Below are 21,509 nucleotides of genomic sequence, written 5' to 3'. Positions count from 1 at the left end.
CGGCTCTGCACAGCGCGCGGCCGCCGTTGTGTCACCTTGACGATGTGGAGGGCACCATGGAGTTTGAGATCAATGGCCGGAACCTTGCGGTATCGGACCGGTTCCGTGAGTACGCGACCGAGAAGATCGACAAGATCGAGCAGCTCGGCGACAAGGTACAGCGGGTCGACGCGAAGATCACCAAGGAACCCAACGCACGCATGGCGGACACGTCGCTGACCGTCGAACTGACGGTGATCTGCAGGGGACCGGTGGTCCGCGCGGAAGCCTCGGCCTCGGACAAGTTCGCCGCCTTCGATCTCGCCTATGCGAAGCTCCTCGAGCGACTGCGCCGGGCCCGCGACCGCCGGAAGGTCCATCACGGACGCCACACGCCCGTCGCCGTGCGGACGGCGACCGCCGGGCTCGAGCCCGCGGATCCCGGCCAGCCCCTCTACCAGGAGTCCCAGGGGGCCGCGGAGGCGGCCCGACCGGCCTCGCAGCAGGACGGCGATCCCTATGCCTCGCCGGACGACGTGCCCGCCGGTGATTCGCCGGTCCTCATCCGCCGGAAGGTCTTCTCCGGCACGCCGATGACGCTCGACGACGCCGTCGACAACATGGAACTGGTGGGCCACGACTTCTACCTCTTCGTCGACTCCGCCACGGGAGCCTCCTCGGTGGTGTACCGGAGGCAGGGGTGGACCTACGGAGTGATCTCGCTCGACGCCGAGGGACTGGACGGCACCGCGCCGTCGCGTGAGCAGCTCCTCGCCTACCGCGGCGAGGAAGCGGCGTCGGCCTGATCGTCCCCGGGAGCTGAGGCTCCCGAACAGCAACCAGTCATCCACCTGCCCCCGCGCCGGAACGCGGGGGCAGGTCCGTGCAGCAGCCCGCACAGGAGCCCATGCCCGATCTGACCACGGCCCAGGCCCGGCGCATCCTCCTCGGCGCCCAGGGGCTGCACCGGCCGCGACCGGAGACCGAGCCGACCCGCCGGAGGATCGACACCGCGGTCCGGCGCCTGCAGGTCCTGCAGCTCGACAGCGTCAACGTCCTCACGCGCTCGCACTACCTGCCGCTGTTCTCGCGCCTCGGACCCTACGAGCCGGCCCTCCTGGATGCGCTGTCGGCGCGGGCGCCCCGGCGACTCGTGGAGTACTGGGCCCACGAGGCGAGCCTCGTCCCGCCCGAACTCTTCCCGCACCTGCGCGCCTGGCAGCGCCGCACCTGGATGGGGGCGGGCAGCCTGCCGCAGGCCCAGCGTACCCTGCTCGAGACCACCATCCTCGAACTCCTCGACCGCAGCGGCCCGCTGACCGGTTCGGAGATCCAGCGGCGCCTCGGTGCCGACCCCACGCGGCCCGCCGACGGCTGGGGCTGGCGGTGGACCGCGGCGAAGCGCGTCCTGGAGGACCTCTTCGGCCGTGGCCTCCTCGGATCCGCCGGCCGCACCTCCCAGTTCGAGCGCCGCTACGCACCCATCAGCCGGGTGCTCCCCGAGCCCGCCCTGGCCACGCTGGAGATCGAGCGGCCCGCGGCCCTGGCCGTCCTGGCCGAGCGCGCAGCAGGGGCCCTCGGGGTGGCCTCCGCCCGATCGATCGCCGACTACTTCCGCACACCCGTCCGTCCCACGCGTGACGCGCTCGACCACCTCGTGGCGGCGGGGTCCCTGGAGGCGGTCACCGTGGACCGGGGCCAGGAGCGGTGGTACCTGCACCCCGCAGCGGTCCGCCCCAGGCGGGCCGGCGGGCGGGCGCTGCTGAGTCCGTTCGACTCCCTCGTCTTCGACCGCGACCGCCTGCACCGCCTGTTCGGCGTGCACTACCGCATCGAGATCTACACGCCGGCGGACCGGCGGATCCACGGGTACTACGTGCTGCCCTTCCTCCTCGGCGACGCGATCGTCGCCCGCGTCGATCTCAAGGCGGACAGGGCCTCTGGACGATTGCTCGTGCGCGGCGCCCATGCCGAGACCGGAGCGCCACCCGGTACCGCGGCGGAACTCGCGGACGAGCTGCGCCTCCTGGCCCGCTGGCTGGGACTGGACGACGTCGTCGTCGAGGATCGCGGGGACCTGGCGCATGCGCTCGCCGTGGAGGCGGGCAGGCTAGCCTGAGCCGGTAGGGATCCTCGTCGGCGCGGTCCGGCGGGGAACCGACGCGGCGATCCGGTCGTCGAAGTACACTAGACAGGCCATCTTGGGCAGCATCAGATTGGGAGCAGAGACCAGTGCCATCACTTCTTGAACGAGTACTTCGGACCGGCGATAAGAAGACACTGAAGAGACTCCGGAACTACGCTGACGCCATCAATGTCCTCGAGGACGAATTCCGGGACATGACCGACGCCGACCTGCGCGGGGAGACCGATCGGCTCAGGAAGCGCCACGCGGACGGTGCATCGCTGGAGGATCTCCTCCCCGAGGCGTTCGCGGCCGTGCGAGAGGCCTCGAGCAGGACCCTCGGCCTGCGCCACTTCGACGTCCAGCTCATGGGCGGCGCTGCCCTGCACCTGGGCAACATCGCCGAGATGAAGACCGGCGAGGGCAAGACCCTCGTGGCGACGGCTCCCGCTTATCTGAACGCCCTCAGCGGCAAGGGCGTCCACGTGATCACGGTCAACGACTACCTGGCCGAGTACCAGTCGGATCTCATGGGGCGTGTCTACCGCTTCCTCGGCCTCACGAGCGGTTGCATCCTGTCGAAGCAGGACCCCGCCACCCGCCGGGAGCAGTACGCCGCCGACATCACCTACGGGACGAACAACGAGTTCGGGTTCGACTACCTGCGCGACAACATGGCCTGGAGCTCCACCGAGCTGGTCCAGCGCGGTCACAACTTCGCCATCGTCGACGAGGTGGACTCCATCCTCATCGACGAGGCCCGGACACCCCTGATCATCAGCGGTCAGGCCTCGGGCGACGTCAACCGCTGGTACAACGAGTTCGCCAAGGTGGTGCAGAAGCTCTCCGTCGACGTCGACTACGAGGTGGACGAGAAGAAGCGCACGGTGGGTGTGCTCGAGGACGGGATCGAGAAGGTCGAGGACTACCTCGGCATCCACAATCTCTACGAGTCGGCGAACACGCCTCTCATCGGGTTCCTCAACAATGCGATCAAGGCCAAGGAACTCTTCAAGGCCGACAAGGACTACGTCGTGCTCAACGGGGAGGTCATGATCGTCGACGAGCACACCGGCCGGATCCTCGCCGGCCGCCGCTACAACGAGGGCATGCACCAGGCCATCGAGGCGAAGGAGGGGGTGGACATCAAGGCCGAGAACCAGACCCTCGCCACGATCACCCTGCAGAACTACTTCCGCCTGTACGACACGCTCTCCGGCATGACGGGTACCGCCGAGACCGAGGCGGCCGAGTTCATGTCCACGTACAAGATCGGCGTCGTCCCCATCCCCACCAACCGGGAACTGATCCGTCAGGATCTCTCGGACCTGATCTACAAGAACGAGGTCGCCAAGTTCGAGGCGGTCGTGAAGGACATCCTCGAGCGCAACAAGACCGGTCAGCCGGTCCTGGTCGGTACCACCAGTGTGGAGAAGAGCGAGTACCTCTCGAAGCAGCTGGCCGGCGCCGGGGTGCGGCACGAGGTGCTCAACGCGAAGAACAACGCGCGTGAGGCCGCCATCATCGCCCAGGCCGGCCGCAAGGGCGCCATCACCGTCGCCACGAACATGGCCGGGCGCGGCACCGACATCATGCTCGGCGGCAACGCGGAGTTCAACGCCGTCGCCGCCCTCGAGAAGCTGGGACTGGACCCGGCCGACGACGCCGAGGCCTACGAGGCGAGATGGCCCGGCGCGCTCGAGGCGGCCAAGGAAGCGGTCAAGGCCGAGCAGCTGGAGGTCCGCGAGCTGGGCGGTCTGTACGTGCTGGGGACCGAGCGCCACGAATCGCGCCGTATCGACAACCAGCTGCGTGGCCGGTCGGGCCGCCAGGGTGATCCCGGCCGCTCCCGGTTCTACCTCTCGCTCACCGACGACCTCATGCGGCTCTTCAATTCCGGCGGTGCGGAACGGATCATGAACAGTTCCACGATGCCCGACGACGTCGCGCTCGAGTCGAAGCTCGTGTCCAAGGCCATCGAGAACGCGCAGGGCCAGGTGGAGGGCCGCAATGCGGAGCAGCGCAAGAACGTCCTCAAGTACGACGACGTCCTGAACCGGCAGCGTGAGGCCATCTACGGTGACCGCCGCCGCATCCTCGAGGGCGGGGACCTGAAGGAGAAGGTGGGGTTCTTCCTCGAGGACGTCATCACCGCGATGGTGGACGAGGCCACGGAGCAGGGCCACGGCGACGACTGGGACTACGACCTGCTGTGGACGAACCTGAGGACGCTCTACCCGATCACGCTCACCTCGGCGGAGGTCATCGAGGAAGCCGGTGGTGCCTCCAGGCTCACGCGCGACTTCCTGCACGCGGAGATCCTCTCCGACGCCAAGCTCGCCTACCAGGCCCGTGAGGAGGCGCTCGGCGAGCAGGCCATGCGCGAACTGGAGCGCCGCGTGGTCCTGTCGGTCATCGGCCGGAAGTGGCAGGAACACCTGTACGAGATGGACTACCTGAAGGAGGGCATCGGGCTGCGCGCCATGGCGCAGCGCGATCCGCTCGTCGAGTACCAGCGCGAGGGCTTCATCCTCTTCCAGGCCATGATGGAGTCGATCCGTGAGGAGAGCATCGGGTTCCTCTTCAACATGGAGATCGAGGTGTCGGCACCGGCCGCCACCGGCCTGCCCGGTGTCACCGACGGCCGGAGCCTGGTCCAGGCCCCGTCCATCAAGGCAGCAGGGCTCGATGCTCCGGCGAAACCCGCCACGCTGAACTTCATCGCCCCCAACGCCCAGGGCGAGGCCGAGGTCCAGGTGGAGCGGACCAAGGCCGAGGTGGCGCCCACCAGGAGCAAGAAGACCCGGAAGAAGTAGCTCAGCCGATCTCGAGGGCGGTGATCCGCCACGACCCGCGCCATTGCTCGATCCTGAGGGCGATGGCGCGGACCCGTTTCTGGTCGAAGGCGACCACCGACGCCTCGTAGATGCCGCTGGTGACCTCACAGATGCGGACGGACCGGATCAGGACATGCCGCGGGGTGCTTGTACGTGCCGCCCCGACCCGATGGACCGGCTGCGTGATGCAGCGCACCAGATTGGTGCGCAGCTGCAGCCGCTCGTAGTTCTCCGGATCCAGCCAGCGGGCCAGCTGCTGCAGCGGCCGGGTGCCCGCGAGCACCTCGAGTGCCCCCTGTGCCACGGACCGGGCAATCCGGGCAACCCGTCGGGACGTCTCGGATTCCGCATCCGCATCCGGATCCGCATCGTGATCCAGCCGGCGGGGGGCGGCGTCGATCCGTGCACGTCCCTCCTCCGGTGGTGCACCGCCCTCGGCGTCACCCGTACAGGGGCGGAGCTCGATGACGGGCGCCGCGTCCCGGGGCCGCGCACGCATCGGCTGACGCACCGGGCGTGGCGCCCCGCTGGCCTCGGCGAGCTGATGGACGGTGTTCTCACGGAGTCTGCTGACGGTCGACATGGCGCTTCCTTTCCACAGGGTGTCTGCGTTCGCTGCTGCGGGGTCGGGGTCGGGGTCGGAGTCGGGATCCTAGGCCGGAGCCCGCAAAACCTGGCCGGGGAGCAGGAGGCAGGGATCGGGCCCGATGGTCGACGCGTTCGCCTCGTACCAGCCGGGCCAGGTCGCGGCCACGTCGGCCGCGGTCGCCAGGGGGCCGAGCTGGGCCGCCACGATGGACCAGAGCGAATCACCCTGTGCAACCACGATCTCCGCGGGCCCCACCTGCGGTCGTGTCTCCGCGCGGACCATGGGTCCGCCGTCGGTCGGTATCGGCGCAGGTTCCCACCCGCGGTCCGTGGCGGGCGCGCCGGCGTCCCCGGTGGGCAGCGGCGTGGGTGCAGGCGTGGCCCACGTGGGTGCCGGTCGCGGTGTTCCCGCGGCGTCGGATCCGGGGGACGGGAGGTCCTGCGGAGTCCAGTAGGGCGATCCGGGAGCGCCGGGAGTGCCTGCATCCCCCGCGGGCGGGACGGACCCGGAACTCTCCAAGGCAGGGGTAGCGGCAGCGGCGGAGGCAGGGGCAGGGGTAGCGGCAGCGGCGGAGGCAGGGGCGGTCCGGTCCGGGGACCGCAGGAGGACGTCCGAGCCCCCGTGCTCCGCCGGCGCGGGGAGGGCGATGCCCGCGGCACCGGACGGGGCCGGCGCTGCCTGGGCCACGGCCGGGACGGCCAGGACGTTGAGGCCCAGAAGGGCCACGGCGAGGCGCTGCATCGTCGCCGGAGTCCAGCGTGCAGCCCAGGTGGCGGCCGGTGACGGGCCCCGCCGCCGCAGCAGCTCGGACGCCAGCGCGAGCAGCAGCGCGAGGATCCACACACCGATGATGCCCAGGCCTGCGACGGAGAGCCCGACGGCGAGGGTGTCCTCGACACCGACGGATGCCGTCGATCCGTGCAGCGTGCGTCCTGCCACCAGCAGCACAGCCCCGGTGAGCAGGATCAGCCCCGCCTGCAGTGCGTCAGCCTGTCTCGTCATGATCCCCACCTCGAGTACGTCCGTGTGCTTCTTTTGGATCAGTTTGATGCAGTTTGATGTCGTTTGTCGAGACCCAGTTTTCTTGTGCACAGTCGTTGACCGGTCGATCGGCCCTGCCTATCGTGAGGTGATGCGCTGGGATGCCCTGTTCGACGATCTGGAGGCGCAGCTGGAGTCGGCCGCCACCCGGGAGCAGGAGAGCGAGATCCGGGAACGGACCAGGGCCGAGCAGTCGCGCCTCACCCTCGTCCAGCGCCTGGCCGGACACCTCGACCGTCCACTCGGCGTCACCACCCGCGGAGGCCGGTCCCTCACCGGGAGGCTGACCACGGTCGGTTCGGCGTGGATCGCCGTCCTCGTGGAGGGCCGCTCGATCATCGTGCCGCTGGACTCGCTCAGCAGCATCCGCGGGCTGGGCCGGGGCGTGGGTCAGCCGCTCACGGGCGTCGGCGCCAGGCTCGGACTGGGGTCCGCGCTGCGGGCGCTCTCGCGGGACCGGGTGCAGGTGTCGATCTGGCTGGTGGCACCGGCAACACGCACCACGGGCGTGATCGATCGCGTCGGTGCCGACTTCCTCGATCTCGGTCTCACCGGTCCGGGGGAGGGCAGGAGGGGAACGGTGATGCGCGATCTCCTGACCGTGCCCTTCGCCTCCATCGACACCCTCGATGCGGCGACCGCCTCGGAGTGAGGGATCGGGCGAGGGTCGACGGGACGGCGTTCCGCCGCAGTCTGCCGAAGATGATGATCAGGAGCCGTGACCAGGAGCCGTGACCAGGGAGTTCGTGACCTCGCGGACCGTGACGTCCGTCAGGCCGGGGGCAGGCCTGCGTCGTCGTTCCGGAGGCCGGAGGCGGTCTTCTCGTAGGCCCTGGTGATGTAGTCCTCGAGGACGCGGGTCTCCACTCGCCACTGGCCACGTCCGCCCACCTGGATGGCCGGCAGTTCACCCGAGCGCACGAGCGCGTAGGTCTGCGACGAGCTGATGTTGAGGACCTCGGCCACATCGGCGAGGGTGAGGAAGCGTCGCTCGACCACTACGGCCCCTCTCCTGCTGGTTCGGTCACGGCTCAAGTCTGCCACCGCATCCGTCCTCTCCGGCGGATATCCACACCGCACCGTGATTTGGCAGCGACCGGTTCCCATCGGAGCCGCCGTACACAACAATGGCGGTCAGGGGTGCCGGATGCGGGCGCCACGGACCCGATGGGGGACGAGAGTGAGCACCGACGTACGGATCGCCCAGCCCACAGGAGAGGCCCCGCGCCTGAGGAAGCCGTCGTGGAAGGACCCGCGCCTGCTCATCGGCCTCCTGCTGGTGCTGGCCTCGACCGCCGGCGTCGTGGCCCTCCTGGACAGCCAGAACACGACCACGGAGGTGTACTCGGCGCGGCAGAACGTGGCGGTCGGGTCGCCGCTGACGCCCGACGACGTCGTGGCGGTGCCGGTGCGCCTCGGCGACGCTGCAGGCTCCTACCTGTCGGCCGGTGAGCAGATCCCGGACGGTGCGGTGGTGACGAGGCTCGTCACCGCGGGGGAGCTGATCCCCACGGCCTCGCTCGGACGCGCCGACGCCCTGGACCGCAAGCCCGTGGGGCTGACCGTCGAGGATCCGTTGCCCTCGGGAACCGGCACGGGGGACCGCGTCGACGTGTGGGTCTCCCTGCGGACGGACACGAACAGCTATGAGGAACCCCGGCTGCTGCTCGAGGCCGCGGAAGTGGCCGAGCTGACGGTCGGGGAATCGGCCCTCGGCGCGAGCACCTCGACCCTCGTGCAGGTGCTCGTCGGCGACGAGGCGATGCCCGACCTGCTCGACGCCCTGTCCAACGATGCCCGCATCGCCGTCGTCCTGAATCTCGGTGCGGGTTCGTGAGCATCCCGGTCATCACGCTCGGCGGCGTGGCGAGCGCCTTCGTGCCGGGGCTCGAGCAGCTCCGGGGCCCGGTCACGGTGGTGCGCCGGTGCGAGGACCTGGCCGAACTCGTCGCCGCCTGCCAGAGCGGACTCGCCCGTGCGGTCATCCTCGCGCCCGGCGCCGCGGAGCTGACGGTCTCGCTCATCACGCGACTGCACTTCGCCGGCGTCGTCGTGGTCGCCCTGTCCGAGCCTGCGGCGACGCCGGGCGCGGAGGCCGTGGACGGGGTGGTGTACGTCGACCAGGGCGTGGCCCCGGCGACCCTCGCCGACGCCGTCTCGCGGGCCGTCGAGCAGTTCGAGGAGGAGGACCCGCCGCCGCGTGGCTCGTTGGCGTTCGCCGACCCCTTCGACGTGCCGCAACCGGCCCGGGCCGCGCTCGCCGACACGGCGGGGCCGCCCGGGGACGGGCGGGTGGTCGCGGTCTGGGGTCCGGTGGGGAGCCCGGGACGGACCACCGTGGCGATCAACATGGCGGCGGAACTGGCGGCGGCGGGGACCTCGACGCTGCTGGTGGACGCCGACACCTACGCGGCGAGTGTCGGCGCCTGTCTCGGGCTGCTGGACGAATCGGCGGGGCTCGCACAGGCCTGCCGCATCGCCGACCAGGGCGGCTTCTCGCCCGCAGCCCTCGAGCGGATCGCCGTGAGTGTCGCCATCAAGGGAGGTCGCCTGCGGGTCCTGACGGGCATCACCCGCGCCGACCGCTGGCCCGAGGTGCGTCCGGCGGCCCTGGGCCATGTCCTGGAAGCCGCCCGCTCCCTGGCCGAGGTGACCGTCGTCGACTGCGGGTTCTGCCTCGAGGCGGACGAGGAACTGAGCTTCGACACGCTCGCCCCGCGACGCAACGGGGCCACGCTGCGCTGCCTGGAGGCCGCCGACGTCGTCCTCGCCGTGGGCGGCGCGGATGCGATCGGCGTGCCGCGCATGGTGAAGGCCTTGACGGAGCTCGTGGAGATCGTTCCCACGTGCGCGCCCCGCGTCGTGTTCAACAAGGTCAGGGCCGCGGCCGTGGGTCGGTCCCCGGAGACCCAGCTGCGGGAGGCGTGGGCGCGCTTCGGCCCGTCCACGGACATCGCGGCCTTCCTCCCGATCGACCACGCAGCGGCGGACCAGGCGCTCCTGGCGGGTACGGCCCTGCTCGAGACGGCGCCCGCGTCACCGCTGCGCCGCGCCATCGCCGAACTCGCCGATGTTGCGCCGAACGACGCGCGGCGACGGCGGCTCCGGCGCAGCCCGCGCAACGTGAAGTTTCCCTCCAACCCCGCTAGGCTTCGCGGATAAGAGGTCGCAACGGAGCGGCCTTTCCTTTCACAACGGAGGCTCTCCCCATGTCGTCTGGATCCCGGCTAACGGATCAGTCAATCGCGGACACGTCAGGGGAGGAATTCGTCAGGAACTACTTCGAGCACCTCGCTCGCGAGGACGCCCTCGCCTACGACCCCGCCGACCTCCGGGAGCGGGCCCTGGCCCACCGGACGCTGGCCGAGTCCCGCGAACCGGGCACTGCCGTGATCGACATCCTGGACCAGGGCGTGTCCAGCATCGTCCTCATCGTCACCGACGACATGCCCTTCCTGGTCGACTCCGTCACCGCCGAACTCGTGCGCCAGAACGCGGCCATCCGCCTCGTGGTGCACCCCACGTTCGTCGCCGGGCGCAGCGGGGCGACGCACACGCTGGAGACGCTGGAGCGGGTGCCGTCGACGGCGGGTGCCTCGAGCGGCGACACGGCGGCGCTCCCCGTCCATGCCGGACCGGACGGTGCCGGCGAGCGCACCACGCACATCGAGTCGTGGATGTCGGTCGAGGTCTCGCGCCTGCCCGATGCCGCGGCGAAGGAGGAGGTCCGGGAGGGGCTGCACCGGGTGCTGCGGGACGTCCGGTCCGCCGTCGAGGACTGGGCGGCCATGCGCGGCAAGGTGAGCACCATCGCGGCATCGCTCGGCGACGTCGCGGGCGGCGGGGACATCCCCGATCTGCAGCAGGCGAGGCACCTCCTCCGCTGGCTCGAGGACGGGAACTTCACCTTCCTCGGGTACAAGGAGTACGACCTCGTGCAGGACGAGAACGGGGCCGACGCCCTCCGCGTCCGCGAGGGCAGCGGGCTGGGGCTGCTCCGGCACGGCGGCGGTGGCGGAGCCGTGCAGCAGCTCACCGAGGCAGGCCGGGCCAAGGCCCGCGAGCGTCGGGCCCTCGTCATCACCAAGGCGAACTCCCGGTCCACGGTCCATCGGGCGGCATACCTCGACTACATCGGCGTCAAGAGCTTCGACGCGCAGGGCAGGGTCGACGGCGAGCGGCGCTTCATCGGACTCTTCGCCACCAGTGCGTACACCGGCTCCGTCCTCAACGTCCCCCTGGTGTGCGACAAGGTCTCGGAGGTGCTGCGGCGCTGCGGCTTCCCCTCGGACTCCCACTCGGGCAAGGACCTGCTGTCCATCCTCGAGACCTACCCGCGTGACGAGCTCTTCCAGATCGAGGTCTCGGATCTGGTGTCCACCGCCCTCGGGATCCTCCGGCTGCAGGAGCGGCGTCGCACGCGCCTGTTCCTGCGCCCCGACATCTACGGTCGCTTCATGTCGGCCCTGGTGTACCTGCCGCGCGACCGGTACACCACGAATGTGCGGCTGCGGATCGAGGGCGAGCTGCGCGAGGCCTTCCACGCCGAGTCCATCGACTTCGAGGCGCGACTGAGCGAGTCGGCCCTGGCCCGCCTGTTCTTCCGGATCCGCCTGCCGCGCGGCACCGAGCTGCCCCCCGTCGACGCCGAGCAGCTCGAGGGCCGCCTGGTCCATGCGGCCCGCTCCTGGTCCGAGGGCATCGAGGAGGTGGCCCGGCAGCGGTTCGAGCAGGACACGGCCGAGCCCCTCGCGGCTCTCTGGGCGGAGTCCTTCCCTCCCAGCTACCGGGTGGCCTACGAGGTGGAGGACGCCCTCGAGGACATCGCCCGCTTCGAGGAGCTGGCCGCCGCGGAATCGGGGGCGCCGACACTCCGGGTCTACGTCCCCTCGGGGGCGGCGCCGAACGACGCGCAGGACGCGCGGCTGAAGCTGTACTTCACCGAGGCCAGGAGTCTCACCCGGATCCTGCCCTACTTCCACAATCTCGGTCTCGAGGTCCTGGACGAGCGCCCGTTCAAGGTGACGCGGTCCGACGGACGCACGTTCTTCCTCTACGACCTGGGGCTGAAGTACCCCGCCGGCGTCTCACCGCTGGGGACGGCGACCCTGCTGCAGGAGGCGTTCCGGGCCGCCGTCGTCGGGAACAGCGAGTCCGATCCGCTGGACCGCCTCGTCCTGAGCGAGGAGCTCGGGTGGCGGCAGGTGCTGATCCTGCGTGCCTACGCGAAGTACATCCGCCAGCTGGGCAACGCCAATTCCTACGACTTCGTGGCCGACACGCTCATGAGGAATCCCGTGGTCACCCGGGGCCTGATCGCCCTGTTCATGGCGCGTTTCGACCCCGACCTCGACGGCGACCGCGAGGCGGCGAGCGCCGCGGCCCGCACCGGGCTCGAGCAGGGGCTCGAGGAGGTCCCCACGCTCGACGCCGACCGGGTGCTGCGCATCTTCGTCAATCTCATCGAGGCGACCCTGCGCACCAACTACTTCCAGGACAAGCGGCACGTGAGCTTCAAGTTCGCGACGGAGCGGATCGAGGGAGCACCCTTCCCGCGCCCGAGGTTCGAGATCTGGGTGTACTCGCCGCAGATCGAGGGCGTGCACCTGCGCTTCGGGAAGGTGGCCCGCGGCGGTCTCCGCTGGTCGGACCGCCGGGAGGACTTCCGCACGGAGGTGCTCGGCCTCGTGAAGGCGCAGACCGTGAAGAACGCGGTGATCGTCCCCACCGGCGCCAAGGGCGGGTTCTTCGCGAAGCAGCTCCCGGATCCCGCCGCCGACCGGCAGGCGTGGATGGCCGAGGGCCAGGCGAGTTACCGGACCTTCATCCGCGGCCTGCTCGACATCACGGACAACGTGGTCACCAACGGCTCCACCGAGTCGATCCTGCCGCCGACGCGCGTGGTGCGGCACGACGACGACGACTCCTACCTGGTGGTCGCGGCGGACAAGGGGACGGCCTCCTTCTCCGACATCGCGAACGAGCTCTCCGCGGAGTACGGATTCTGGCTCGGTGACGCCTTCGCCTCCGGCGGATCGGTGGGCTACGACCACAAGGCCATGGGCATCACGGCGCGCGGCGCCTGGGAGTCCGTCAAGCGGCACTTCAGCGAGTTCGACGTCGACACGCAGACGCAGGACTTCACGGTGGTCGGTGTGGGCGACATGAGCGGCGACGTCTTCGGCAACGGCATGCTGCTCTCCCGGCACATCCGCCTGCTCGCGGCCTTCGACCACCGCCACATCTTCCTCGACCCGGACCCCGACGCCGAGGCGTCCTTCGCCGAACGGCGCCGCCTCTTCGAGCTGCCGCGCTCGAGCTGGGAGGACTACGACACGCGGCTCATCAGCGCCGGCGGCGGCGTCTACCCGCGGCAGGCGAAGTCGATCCCCGTGTCAGCCGAGGTACGCGAGGCGCTGGGCCTGGACGCCTCGGTCACCAAGCTGAGCCCACCCGAACTGCTCAAGGCCATCCTCCGCGCCCCCGCCGACCTGCTCTACAACGGCGGTATCGGCACGTATGTGAAGGCGGCGGACGAGACACACGCCCAGGTCGGGGACCGCGCCAACGACGCCATCCGCGTGGACGGCGGCGAGCTGCGTGCGCGCGTCGTGGGCGAGGGCGGCAATCTGGGCATGACCCAGCGCGGACGCATCGAGGCGGCGCTCTCCGGCGTCATCCTCAACACCGATGCGATCGACAACAGCGCCGGGGTGGACTGCTCCGACTACGAGGTCAACATCAAGATTTTCGTCGACCGGATGGTGCGCGCCGGGCGGCTGCAGCCGGAGGAGCGTGCCGACTTCCTGCACTCCATGACCGACGAGGTCGCCGACCTGGTGCTGCAGGACAACATCGACCAGAACATCCTGCTGCTCAACGACCGACGCCAGGTGATCGAGTTCAGCCCCAGTTACGAGCGCATGATCGACTGGCTGGAGGACAAGGCGGACCTGGACCGCACCCTCGAGGCGCTGCCCACCACGGCGGAGCTCAGGAGGCGGGTCGACGCCGGTCAGGGGCTCACCTCGCCCGAACTCGCGGTGCTGGCCGCGTACGCGAAGATCGAGCTCAGCCGGGTGCTGACCGCCTCGGATCTCGCCGACGACCCGTACTTCCGGGGGACCCTGCGGCGTTACTTCCCGCGGCAGCTCGTGGAACGCTTCGACGACCTGCTCGACACGCACCCGCTGCGCCGGGAGATCATCTCGACCCTCGTCGCCAACGACATCATCAACCTCGGCGGCATCACCTTCGCGTTCCGGGTGATGGAGGAGACCTCGGTGCCCGAGTCCGTGGTCGCCCGCGCGTTCGTGGCGCTGCGCGAGATCTACGCGCTGGACGAGACCGTCGAGGCGCTCTCCGCCCTGCCGGCGGATTTCCCGACCGACCGGTGGACCACGGTCTACCTGGACCTGCGCCGGCTGCTGGACCGTGGGGTGCGCTGGTTCGTGAACCACGTGGCGCAGGGCACCTCGGTGGACGAGGACGTCGCGGCTTTCAAGCCGCTGATCGCGCCGTTCCGCACGCACCTGTCGGAGTACCTGCAGGGCAGTGACCACGAGCGGGCCCGCGAGGGCATGGCGACGGCGTCCCAGTGGCAGCTGCCGGAGGAGCTCGGCCGGCACTGGGCCGAGCAGTTCGAGTCCTTCGCCCTGCTGGACATCGCCTACAGCACCCGGCGGGTCGACGAGCCGGTGGAGAACATCGCGAAGGTCTACTACGCCGTCTACGACCGCTTCGAGGTGGACAACCTGCTGCAGCGGATCACGAAGCTCCCACGGACGGACCGGTGGCAGGCACTCGCGCGGGCAGCACTGCGCGACGACCTCTACTCCACCACGGCGGACATCTGCGTCGCCGTGATGCGGGCGTCGCAGGACCTGCAGGACCGCGACGCGGGGGAGCGGCTGCTGGCGTGGCAGGAGCAGAACGCCGACCAGCTGCAGCGGGCCTCGAACATGTTCGCCGAGGTCAATCTCCTCGAGCAGGACGACATCTCCTCGCTCTCGGTGGCCCTGCGCCTGCTGCGGTCCATCGTGCGCTGAGCGGCGTGCGCTGACGGCTCCTGTCGGGCGGCGTGCGCTGAGCGGCATTCGCTGAACGGCGCGCGCTGACGGCGTTCGCTGAGCAGCGGCCGACGCAGGCCCCGGTCGGTCCGGACCGGCCGGGGTGGAAGACTGGGCACCGGCATCCATCCGGACCCGGTGACAGAGAGATCCCATGGCAATTTTCACGGACCCGATCCGCGAGTACGAGGGCTTCGAGCCCGGCGACGCCGAGTGGCTGCACCTGCTCGTGGGGGACTGGCAGATGGTCGCCGATCTCGCGTTCGCGGACCTGGCCCTGTGGTTCCCGCTGGACGACGGCGGCTACGTCAGTCTTGCGCACGCCCGGCCGTCGACCACGCACACGGTCTTCCACACCGACTTCGTGGGCGAGCGCATCCGTGCCGACCTCCAGCCCCTCGTCGACGCCGCGTGGGCCTCCCAGAAGATCGGGCGTGCAGCCGACACGGGCCCCACCACCGCGGCCGCGATGCGGGTCGAGGCCGTCCCGATGGTCCGCAACGGGCGCACCCTCGCCGTCGTGACCACCCATCGGGACCTGTCGACGTCGAGGATGCCGTCGCGACTCGAGATGACGTACCGGCAGTGCGCGGACGACCTCCTGCGCATGGGCACCCTGGGGCTGTGGCCCGACTTCGCCACGCCGACCGGCGCGCGCCGCGGTGCGCCCCGCGTGGGGGACGGCCTGATCCGGCTCGACGTCGACGGGATCGTCCAGTACGCCAGCCCCAACGGTGTCTCCGCGTTCCGCAGGCTGGGCGACGTCGAGACGCTCGAGGGGCGGACACTCGCGGAGATCACGACGGCGCTGCTCAAGGACCGCCGCCTGGTCGACGAGACCCTGCCCCTCGTGGTCACCGGGCGGATGCCGTGGCGGACCGAGATCGGGTCCCACGGCGTGAGCCTGTCCCTCAGGGCGATCCCGCTGCGCGACGAGAAGGAGCGTTTCGGCGCCCTCGTCCTGTGCCGGGACGTCTCCGAGCTGCGCCGCCGTGAGCTGGAACTGGTCTCGAAGGACGCCACGATCCGCGAGATCCACCACCGGGTGAAGAACAACCTGCAGACGGTGGCGGCGCTGCTGCGCATGCAGTCCCGGAGGATGGTCAGCGAGGAGGGCAGGCTGGGGCTCGACCAGGCCATGCGCCGCGTCTCGACCATCGCGCTGGTGCACGAGACGCTGTCGCAGGGTCTCGCCCAGCGCGTCGATTTCGACGAGCTGATCGGACGGCAGTTCCTCCTGAGCGCCGAGGTCGCGTCCCCCACGCAGACCGTCCGGACGGAGCGCAGCGGTGACTTCGGGGAGCTCCCGAGCGATCTGGCGACACCGCTGGCACTGGTCATCAACGAGCTGGTGACGAACGCGGTGGAGCACGGGCTCGCCGGCCGGGCCGGCACCGTGTGGTTGATCGCGGATCGTCGGACGGAGTCCGGCGGCCAGGAGATCCTCCGGGTGACGATCAGCGACGACGGCATCGGTCTCCCGCCGCAGGGTCACGCCGAGGGTCTCGGCCTGCAGATCGTCAGGACCCTCGTGACGAGTGAACTCGACGGCACGATCACCTGGAGCAACCGGACGGGCGGAGGCACCACCGTCGTGCTCGAGCTCTATCTCCCGCTGGACGGCTCACCGTAGTCCGGCACGCGCCTGCCCCGCGCGGTCCGGACAGGAACAGCACCGGAACGGTGCGGGAATACGCCGGGGCCGGTGCGGGAACGTGCCGCGAAAGGGCGGGAACGCCGAAGGGCCACCCGATGGGTGGCCCTTGGCTTACGGCGGTCCTGCGACCGCCGTGCTCTGCTCTGCGTCGTTCCGGTACTCAGCGTCCCGGTACCGGTGCGCTGGGGTCTGCGCTGTTCCGACGCCTACGAGGCGCGGCGCGCCCTGGCGGCGCGACGCTTGAGTGCGCGGCGCTCGTCCTCGCTCAGCCCACCCCACACCCCGGCGTCCTGACCGGACTCGATGGCCCACTGGAGGCAGGTCTCCTGGACCTGGCAGCGGCGGCACACGCTCTTGGCTTCCTCGATCTGCAGCAACGCCGGTCCGGTATTGCCGACGGGGAAGAACAGCTCCGGATCCTTGTCCAGACATGCTGCGCGACTTCGCCAATCCATGATGATCACATTCTCCTTCGGCCTCGCTCGCCATACTTGTGAAAACATTCACGAGGGGCCACATAGTAAAGGGGCCGATCTCGGCCCCCGGGTCTCAACTGCTTTTAAGGCTGTCATGTTCCCAACGGGTAAACAAGTGTTTTCCCGGCCCTCTTTGCCTTGACAGGTGAGGGGTCGGTCACAGCGGAGCTGCCCTGCGAGGGCACTCGGGGCCTCGGCGCTGTCGGGTAGGGTTCGGGTGTGACCGTCGATCCCGCACCCCAGCCCGCCGTCCGGCCCCCCGGCGTCCTGCTGATCAGCGGTGTCCTGGTGGTGCAGGCAGCGGCCCTGCTCCTGCTCGCGGTCCGGTTCGTGCTCATCCTCTTCGGGGCGGATCCCCTCTCCGTGGGCGGGTCCGTGTTCATGGCAGTCCTGCTGGTCCTGCTCGCGGTCGGTCTGGTCACGCTCGCGCGCCGGCTCTCCACCGGCTTCCGCTGGCCGCGCTCACCCGCACTCGTGGTCCAGCTGTTCCTCGTGATCCTCTCGTTCCCCTACTTCTCGGCGGGCAACCCGCTGCTCGGAGTCCTGTTGCTGGTGCCGGCTGCCGCGGTCATCGTGACGCTCTTCTCGAGGCCCGTGGTCCAGTTCACGGTGCGCCCGGCGGGCTCCGGAAAAATGCTCTAGCCGAACCGTCGCCCGGAGCCGTCGGCAGGGGTACGGCGTCGGGTTCGTCCGCCGGCCACGCGATCTGCAGCTGGACGGCCCCGGACGGCTCGCAGGCCCAGCCGCGTCCGGCCAGGGGCGGACCCTCCACCTCAAGACGCAGCCCGAAGAAGTCGCCGTCGGCCGGCGTCCTCGGTGCCAGGATCATCCCGCGGCCCGAGCCCCGGGCGTGCAGGGAGAGGGGAACCCGCGTCAGGAGGGCAGGGCCGGGTGTGGCGGAGAGGACGGCCGCAGCTCCCGCGGTCACGAGGGCGCTGAGAATCTGCTGCACGTCCGCGGGGAGCCGATCGGCGTCGTCGACCACGATGATGACCCGTTCGGGCGGGACCCGGCCGAATCCGCGGTCCCGCACCTCCCGCCAGTACTCGGTCGCCCCTGCACCCGCCGGGGGAGCCAGGACGCGGCGCGGCGCCCGGCGGTGTCCGGGCGATCGTGCGAACACCCGCAGCACGGTGGAGCGCCCGGAGCCCGGCGGCCCCAGCACCACGTACACCTCGCCGGGGAGCAGGGAGACCGAGAACGTGGCGAGATCGTCTCCATGCACCCCCACGGGGATGGCAGCGGCAGGGCCGCTCCCTCGTCCGCCGGGCCCCGGGCGGAGCTCGTCGACCCGGATCAAGCGTGGCAGCGGGTGCACGGGGAAGGGAGGGGTCGCGGGTGGCCGGGGCGGATCGGCGCCGGTGTCCTGTCCGGCCGGATCGGTGATGAGCTGGCAGGCGCCGTCGCCGGAGGCACCCGTGATCGGTCCCTGGGCGAGACCACGCCCTGCGACGGCGTCGAGCAGCGGGAGCTTCGGCCAGGTGAGCGTGGTCTCCTGGTGCGCGCCGAGCGGCAGATACACGCGGTTGGGGAGGAGGGCGAAGAAGCGGGCGGTCGTCAGCTCGCGGTCACCGCTGATGAGGATACTCACGCCGCGGGTCGCGCCGTCGCGCGCCACCGTGTGCAGGTCCTCCTCCGCCTCGAGGGAGCGACCCTGCCGGAACCGGGTACTCCAGTGGCCCCAGCCGGTGATCACGACGACCACGTGGGCCCGGGAGCCCGGCTCCTGCAGGGGCAGCGACGCCAGCCGGGAGAGCACCCGGGCTGCCCTGTGCGTCTCGTGGGACTGCACGTGGGCGCCGACCTGGGTGAATCCGCGCGCTGCGGTCAGCGAGCCGTCGCCGTCGAGCAGATACAGATGCAGATCGGGGTCGATCACCGGCAGTCGTGACACGACGGACGCAAGGGCTGCCGTGCTTCCGCTCCCACCCGGACCGACCAGGGCGAGATGGGAGTGGCCGCCCGGATGCCACAGGAGGAGGCGCTGGTCCTGTGCGGCGGGGAAGTCGGCAAGACCCAGTGGCACCGCGCCCCCGGGCGGACAGCACCCCGGTCGGTCCGCCGGCTGGTATCCGGACACGGCGGCCGGCGGCAGGAGCGGCGGCAGTGGTGGGAGGACGGGACGGGGCAGCTGCAGAGCGGAGGAGTTGCCCGCAGCAGCACCGAGGGCCTTCACCGCCTTGTCGAGCACGCCGGCGACGGGTGCGGGATCAGATCCAGGTTCTGCGTGCGGGGCAGGGTCCTTTCCGGTGACGTACGCGGCGAGATCCTGCCACCCGGTCGTCGTCGACGCCGGGGGCAGGAAGGAGGACGAGGCCACCTGGAAGCCCACCGGTACCTCTCCGCCGCGGCGCAGATAGGCCCTGCCCGGGCAGTCGACGCCGATCTCGGCGGCCGCACCGGACCCGAGGAGATCGTGGGACTCCATGGGCGTCTGGACCCGCAGGAGGACGGACGAGGTGATGTTGGCCCGGAGGTCAGGTGTCACAGCACCTTGGGCCCGCTGCGTGGCGAGCACGAGGTGCACCCCCAGCGAGCGCCCGAGGGCGGCGATCCTCAGCAGATCCTGCACGGCGCCGGGGACGTCCTCGCTCAGCATCCTGAACTCGTCGATGACCACCAGTAGTCGCGGAGGGCATGCGGCGGGGTCCACGCGGCGCAGGTCCACCAGATCGGAGGCATCGTGATCGGCACAGAGTGTCTCGCGCCGCCGGAGTTCCGCCCTCAGCGAGGTCAGGGCCCGCGCGGTGGATTCGGAGGAGAGATCGGTGAGGCTGCCCACGCAGTGCGGCAGTGCGGCCAGGGACCCGAGGCCGGAGCCTCCCTTGTAGTCGATCAGCAGCATGGTCAGCAGCTCCGGCGGCTGATCCACCGCCAGGCCCAGCACGAGGGTTCTCAGGAACTCCGACTTGCCGGAGCCCGTGGTCCCGGCGACGAGGAGGTGCGGGCCGTCGTCGACGAGGTCGAGGAACAGATCGCCGCTCGCAGCCCGGCCCAGGTGGACCACGGGGTGTCGGGGATCCGCCCGCGCCCACCGGGGCCGCGCCGTCGCCGCCAGGGTTCCGGGGCTCAGGTCCCCGGTCCACAGGGAGGCCGAGCGGGGGAGTCCGCCCGCCGTGCCCGCCGCGAGCCCCGCCCGCGCGTCGATCGGTGGCTTCGAACGGGCCAGCAGACGGGCTGTCCGCTCGAACACGTGGCTGGCGACGCCGTCGGCCCGGAGGTCGTGATCGATGCCGCCGAGCCGGGCCCGTGCTCCCCCGGAGCAGAGCCGCACGTGATCCGTCGACAGCTCCTGGTCGGACAGCGTGTCGCCCGGGCGGAAGCGGAAGACGCAGACGTGCGGTGCAGCACCGAGGTCGGGGAGATCGTCCGAGAACTGGAGGACGAGGAGGAGGGGCGAGCCGGCCGCGAGCGATGCGAGCACTCGGGCGTCGTGACTGAGCCGGACGTGGGGCAGGAAGCGTGCGTTGCGGGGCACCTGGGAGGGTGGACCCCAGCACAGGACCGGCAAAGGATCGGCGGCCGGGTGGGCCAGCTGCAGCAGCAGCGCCCTCGCCAGGGCGCGGACGGCGTCGGCCTCACCGGTCACCGTGACGCGGTTCGGCGCGGCGCCGTCAGCACCGATCGCGCACGGCACCAGGAGCGGCAGGTCCGGCAGGACGGGCGGGACGAAGCCCTGGTCGGCCCGGTCGACGGACAGCCGGGCCGCCTGTGACGCCAGGCCCAGGCGCAGCAGGGCGAGTGTCGGTGGGTGACGCTCCTGCCGGTTCCCCCGCGGCATCGGACCCGCACCGTGGCGCAGGGCATCGAGGGCCGTCTGTCCTGGATCAGGAACGGCACGGCTCCGGCGGTCGCGGTCCTGCCCGGCGGCACGGGACACGGTGTGGGCGAAGTCCTTCGAGCTGCGGCGGTACGTCAGGAGCGGGACCATGCCGGTCACGGCGGACAGGGCACTGAAGGCGAGGAAGAACCACATCCCGGTGGTCAGGGCGAGGACGACGCCGAGGACCAGCGGCAGGAAGGCGGTGAGTACGAGGATGCGCGAGGGTCTGGCCGGGACGTCGACGCCGAGGGGGAGCGGGGCGAGGACGTCGCGCACCGCGGAGGGGAGCCACTCGGCGCCGTCGACCAGTTCGAGGCCGCACCGACTCGTCCCGAAGGCGACAACCGCAGCGACGGTGATCACCGCCGTCGTGATGGGTTCGTCGTCCACCAGGGTGCCGTTCACCGAGCCCAGGTCCTCCAGCGTGATGGTGTCCTCGCCCACGGTGAGGAGCGCCTGGCGTCGCGACAGGGCCGGATCGGCGATGACGATGTCGCTGTCGGTGCGCCCGATCGTATAGCTGCCGCGCGTGAGCGGGACCACCTGGCCGGCGTCGGGCCCCGACCGGACCACGAGGACGAGGTGGGGGAGCCGCTCCGCCCGGGGAGGGGCGGGCCGGAGGCCCGCCACGACCACCGCGCCGTTCGGCAGCTTTCCGGCCAGGGGCGACAGAGCTGCGAGGGGCACACCGTCCACGGTGAACGGGCCACGGTGCCCTGCGGCCTCGAGCCGCTGCGCCAGCGTGGCGCCGGAGCGCAGCACGTCGGTGTCGACGACGATCTCGCGGGCAGGGGACACCGCCGGCGGAGCGTCCACGAGGGTGATGTGAAGATCCATGGAGCCTCCTGACGCAGTCCTGCTGGTCCGAGACTAGGGAGCGGGCCTCCGGGCGCGCGGATGTCGGCGGTGCATG

At 70.7% G+C, this 21,509-nt stretch carries 14 protein-coding genes; 9 read left to right on the top strand and 5 right to left on the bottom strand.

The features are described from left to right. Nucleotides 1-56 precede the first annotated feature (56 nt). The 3 genes from raiA to secA all read left to right on the top strand — a co-directional run bounded on the left by raiA (nt 57) and on the right by secA (nt 4,920). Nucleotides 57-785 carry a ribosome hibernation-promoting factor, HPF/YfiA family gene (raiA, locus tag Q0747_RS01995; RefSeq protein ID WP_298251578.1) on the top strand — a complete coding sequence of 243 codons (729 nt, stop codon included), beginning with the start codon at nt 57-59 and terminating at the stop codon, nt 783-785. A gap of 101 nt (nt 786-886) precedes the next feature. Next, nucleotides 887-2,098 (top strand): winged helix-turn-helix domain-containing protein, encoded by a 1,212-nt coding sequence (locus Q0747_RS01990; RefSeq protein WP_298251577.1) that lies wholly within the window; start codon nt 887-889, stop codon nt 2,096-2,098. Between the two features lie 113 nt (nt 2,099-2,211). Beyond that, a complete protein-coding gene (gene secA, locus Q0747_RS01985) occupies nt 2,212-4,920 on the top strand; it encodes a preprotein translocase subunit SecA (RefSeq protein WP_298251576.1) in 2,709 nt (902 codons plus the stop codon). 1 nt (nt 4,921) lies between these two features. Here the strand turns inward: secA and Q0747_RS01980 are convergent, their stop codons facing one another. Beyond that, on the bottom strand, nt 4,922-5,524 hold the full coding sequence (locus tag Q0747_RS01980) for an Rv3235 family protein (protein ID WP_298251575.1): 603 nt from the start codon (nt 5,522-5,524) through the stop codon (nt 4,922-4,924). A 69-nt stretch (nt 5,525-5,593) separates the two neighbouring features. Beyond that, nucleotides 5,594-6,532, bottom strand: a complete 939-nt coding sequence (locus tag Q0747_RS01975; RefSeq protein ID WP_298251574.1) for a LysM peptidoglycan-binding domain-containing protein — start codon at nt 6,530-6,532, stop codon at nt 5,594-5,596. Nucleotides 6,533-6,662: 130 nt separating this feature from the next. Between Q0747_RS01975 and Q0747_RS01970 the strand changes: the two genes are divergently transcribed. Further along, complete coding sequence (locus Q0747_RS01970) at nt 6,663-7,223, top strand: hypothetical protein (RefSeq protein WP_298251573.1); 561 nt, start codon at nt 6,663-6,665, stop codon at nt 7,221-7,223. Between the two features lie 119 nt (nt 7,224-7,342). On the opposite strand, the gene Q0747_RS01965 is transcribed toward Q0747_RS01970, so the two are convergent. After that, nucleotides 7,343-7,570, bottom strand: coding sequence for a helix-turn-helix domain-containing protein (locus Q0747_RS01965; protein ID WP_298251572.1), 228 nt, complete (start codon nt 7,568-7,570; stop codon nt 7,343-7,345). Between the two features lie 181 nt (nt 7,571-7,751). Between Q0747_RS01965 and Q0747_RS01960 the strand changes: the two genes are divergently transcribed. The 4 genes from Q0747_RS01960 (at nt 7,752) to Q0747_RS01945 (ending at nt 16,273) form a co-directional block, all read left to right on the top strand. Next, nucleotides 7,752-8,408 (top strand): SAF domain-containing protein, encoded by a 657-nt coding sequence (locus Q0747_RS01960; RefSeq protein WP_298251571.1) that lies wholly within the window; start codon nt 7,752-7,754, stop codon nt 8,406-8,408. Then, nucleotides 8,405-9,733 carry a chromosome partitioning protein gene (locus Q0747_RS01955; RefSeq protein ID WP_298251570.1) on the top strand — a complete coding sequence of 443 codons (1,329 nt, stop codon included), beginning with the start codon at nt 8,405-8,407 and terminating at the stop codon, nt 9,731-9,733. The genes Q0747_RS01960 and Q0747_RS01955 overlap by 4 nt, the downstream gene beginning before the upstream one ends. Before the next feature lie 47 nt (nt 9,734-9,780). Continuing rightward, a complete protein-coding gene (locus tag Q0747_RS01950; RefSeq protein WP_298251569.1) occupies nt 9,781-14,619 on the top strand; it encodes an NAD-glutamate dehydrogenase in 4,839 nt (1,612 codons plus the stop codon). Nucleotides 14,620-14,794: 175 nt separating this feature from the next. Further along, nucleotides 14,795-16,273: a sensor histidine kinase gene (locus Q0747_RS01945; protein WP_298251568.1), complete on the top strand. Its 1,479-nt coding sequence runs from the start codon at nt 14,795-14,797 to the stop codon at nt 16,271-16,273. Nucleotides 16,274-16,503: 230 nt separating this feature from the next. Here the strand turns inward: Q0747_RS01945 and Q0747_RS01940 are convergent, their stop codons facing one another. Then, entirely contained in the window at nt 16,504-16,752 is a 249-nt protein-coding gene (locus Q0747_RS01940) for a WhiB family transcriptional regulator (protein WP_148601585.1), read from the bottom strand. 240 nt (nt 16,753-16,992) lie between these two features. On the opposite strand from Q0747_RS01940, the gene Q0747_RS01935 reads away from it, so the two are divergent. Continuing rightward, nucleotides 16,993-17,415 (top strand): hypothetical protein, encoded by a 423-nt coding sequence (locus Q0747_RS01935; RefSeq protein WP_298251567.1) that lies wholly within the window; start codon nt 16,993-16,995, stop codon nt 17,413-17,415. Here Q0747_RS01935 and Q0747_RS01930 read toward each other — a convergent pair. Further along, nucleotides 17,378-21,433, bottom strand: a complete 4,056-nt coding sequence (locus Q0747_RS01930) for an FtsK/SpoIIIE domain-containing protein (RefSeq protein WP_298251566.1) — start codon at nt 21,431-21,433, stop codon at nt 17,378-17,380. The genes Q0747_RS01935 and Q0747_RS01930 overlap by 38 nt on opposite strands. Nucleotides 21,434-21,509: the final 76 nt, after the last annotated feature.

The sequence above is a fragment of the uncultured Arthrobacter sp. genome (genome assembly GCF_947493765.1).
Taxonomy (GTDB): domain Bacteria; phylum Actinomycetota; class Actinomycetes; order Actinomycetales; family Micrococcaceae; genus Arthrobacter_D.
This window is presented reverse-complemented; position numbering and strand designations above follow the sequence as displayed.

Coding starts and splice junctions, on each gene's coding strand:
- raiA (WP_298251578.1), top strand. CDS start 57: ATGGAGTTTGAGATCAATGGCCGGAACCTTGCGGTATCGGACCGGTTC.
- Q0747_RS01990 (WP_298251577.1), top strand. CDS start 887: ATGCCCGATCTGACCACGGCCCAGGCCCGGCGCATCCTCCTCGGCGCC.
- Q0747_RS01980 (WP_298251575.1), bottom strand. CDS start 5,524: ATGTCGACCGTCAGCAGACTCCGTGAGAACACCGTCCATCAGCTCGCC.
- Q0747_RS01975 (WP_298251574.1), bottom strand. CDS start 6,532: ATGACGAGACAGGCTGACGCACTGCAGGCGGGGCTGATCCTGCTCACC.
- Q0747_RS01970 (WP_298251573.1), top strand. CDS start 6,663: ATGCGCTGGGATGCCCTGTTCGACGATCTGGAGGCGCAGCTGGAGTCG.
- Q0747_RS01950 (WP_298251569.1), top strand. CDS start 9,781: ATGTCGTCTGGATCCCGGCTAACGGATCAGTCAATCGCGGACACGTCA.
- Q0747_RS01945 (WP_298251568.1), top strand. CDS start 14,795: ATGGCAATTTTCACGGACCCGATCCGCGAGTACGAGGGCTTCGAGCCC.
- Q0747_RS01940 (WP_148601585.1), bottom strand. CDS start 16,752: ATGGATTGGCGAAGTCGCGCAGCATGTCTGGACAAGGATCCGGAGCTG.
- Q0747_RS01930 (WP_298251566.1), bottom strand. CDS start 21,433: ATGGATCTTCACATCACCCTCGTGGACGCTCCGCCGGCGGTGTCCCCT.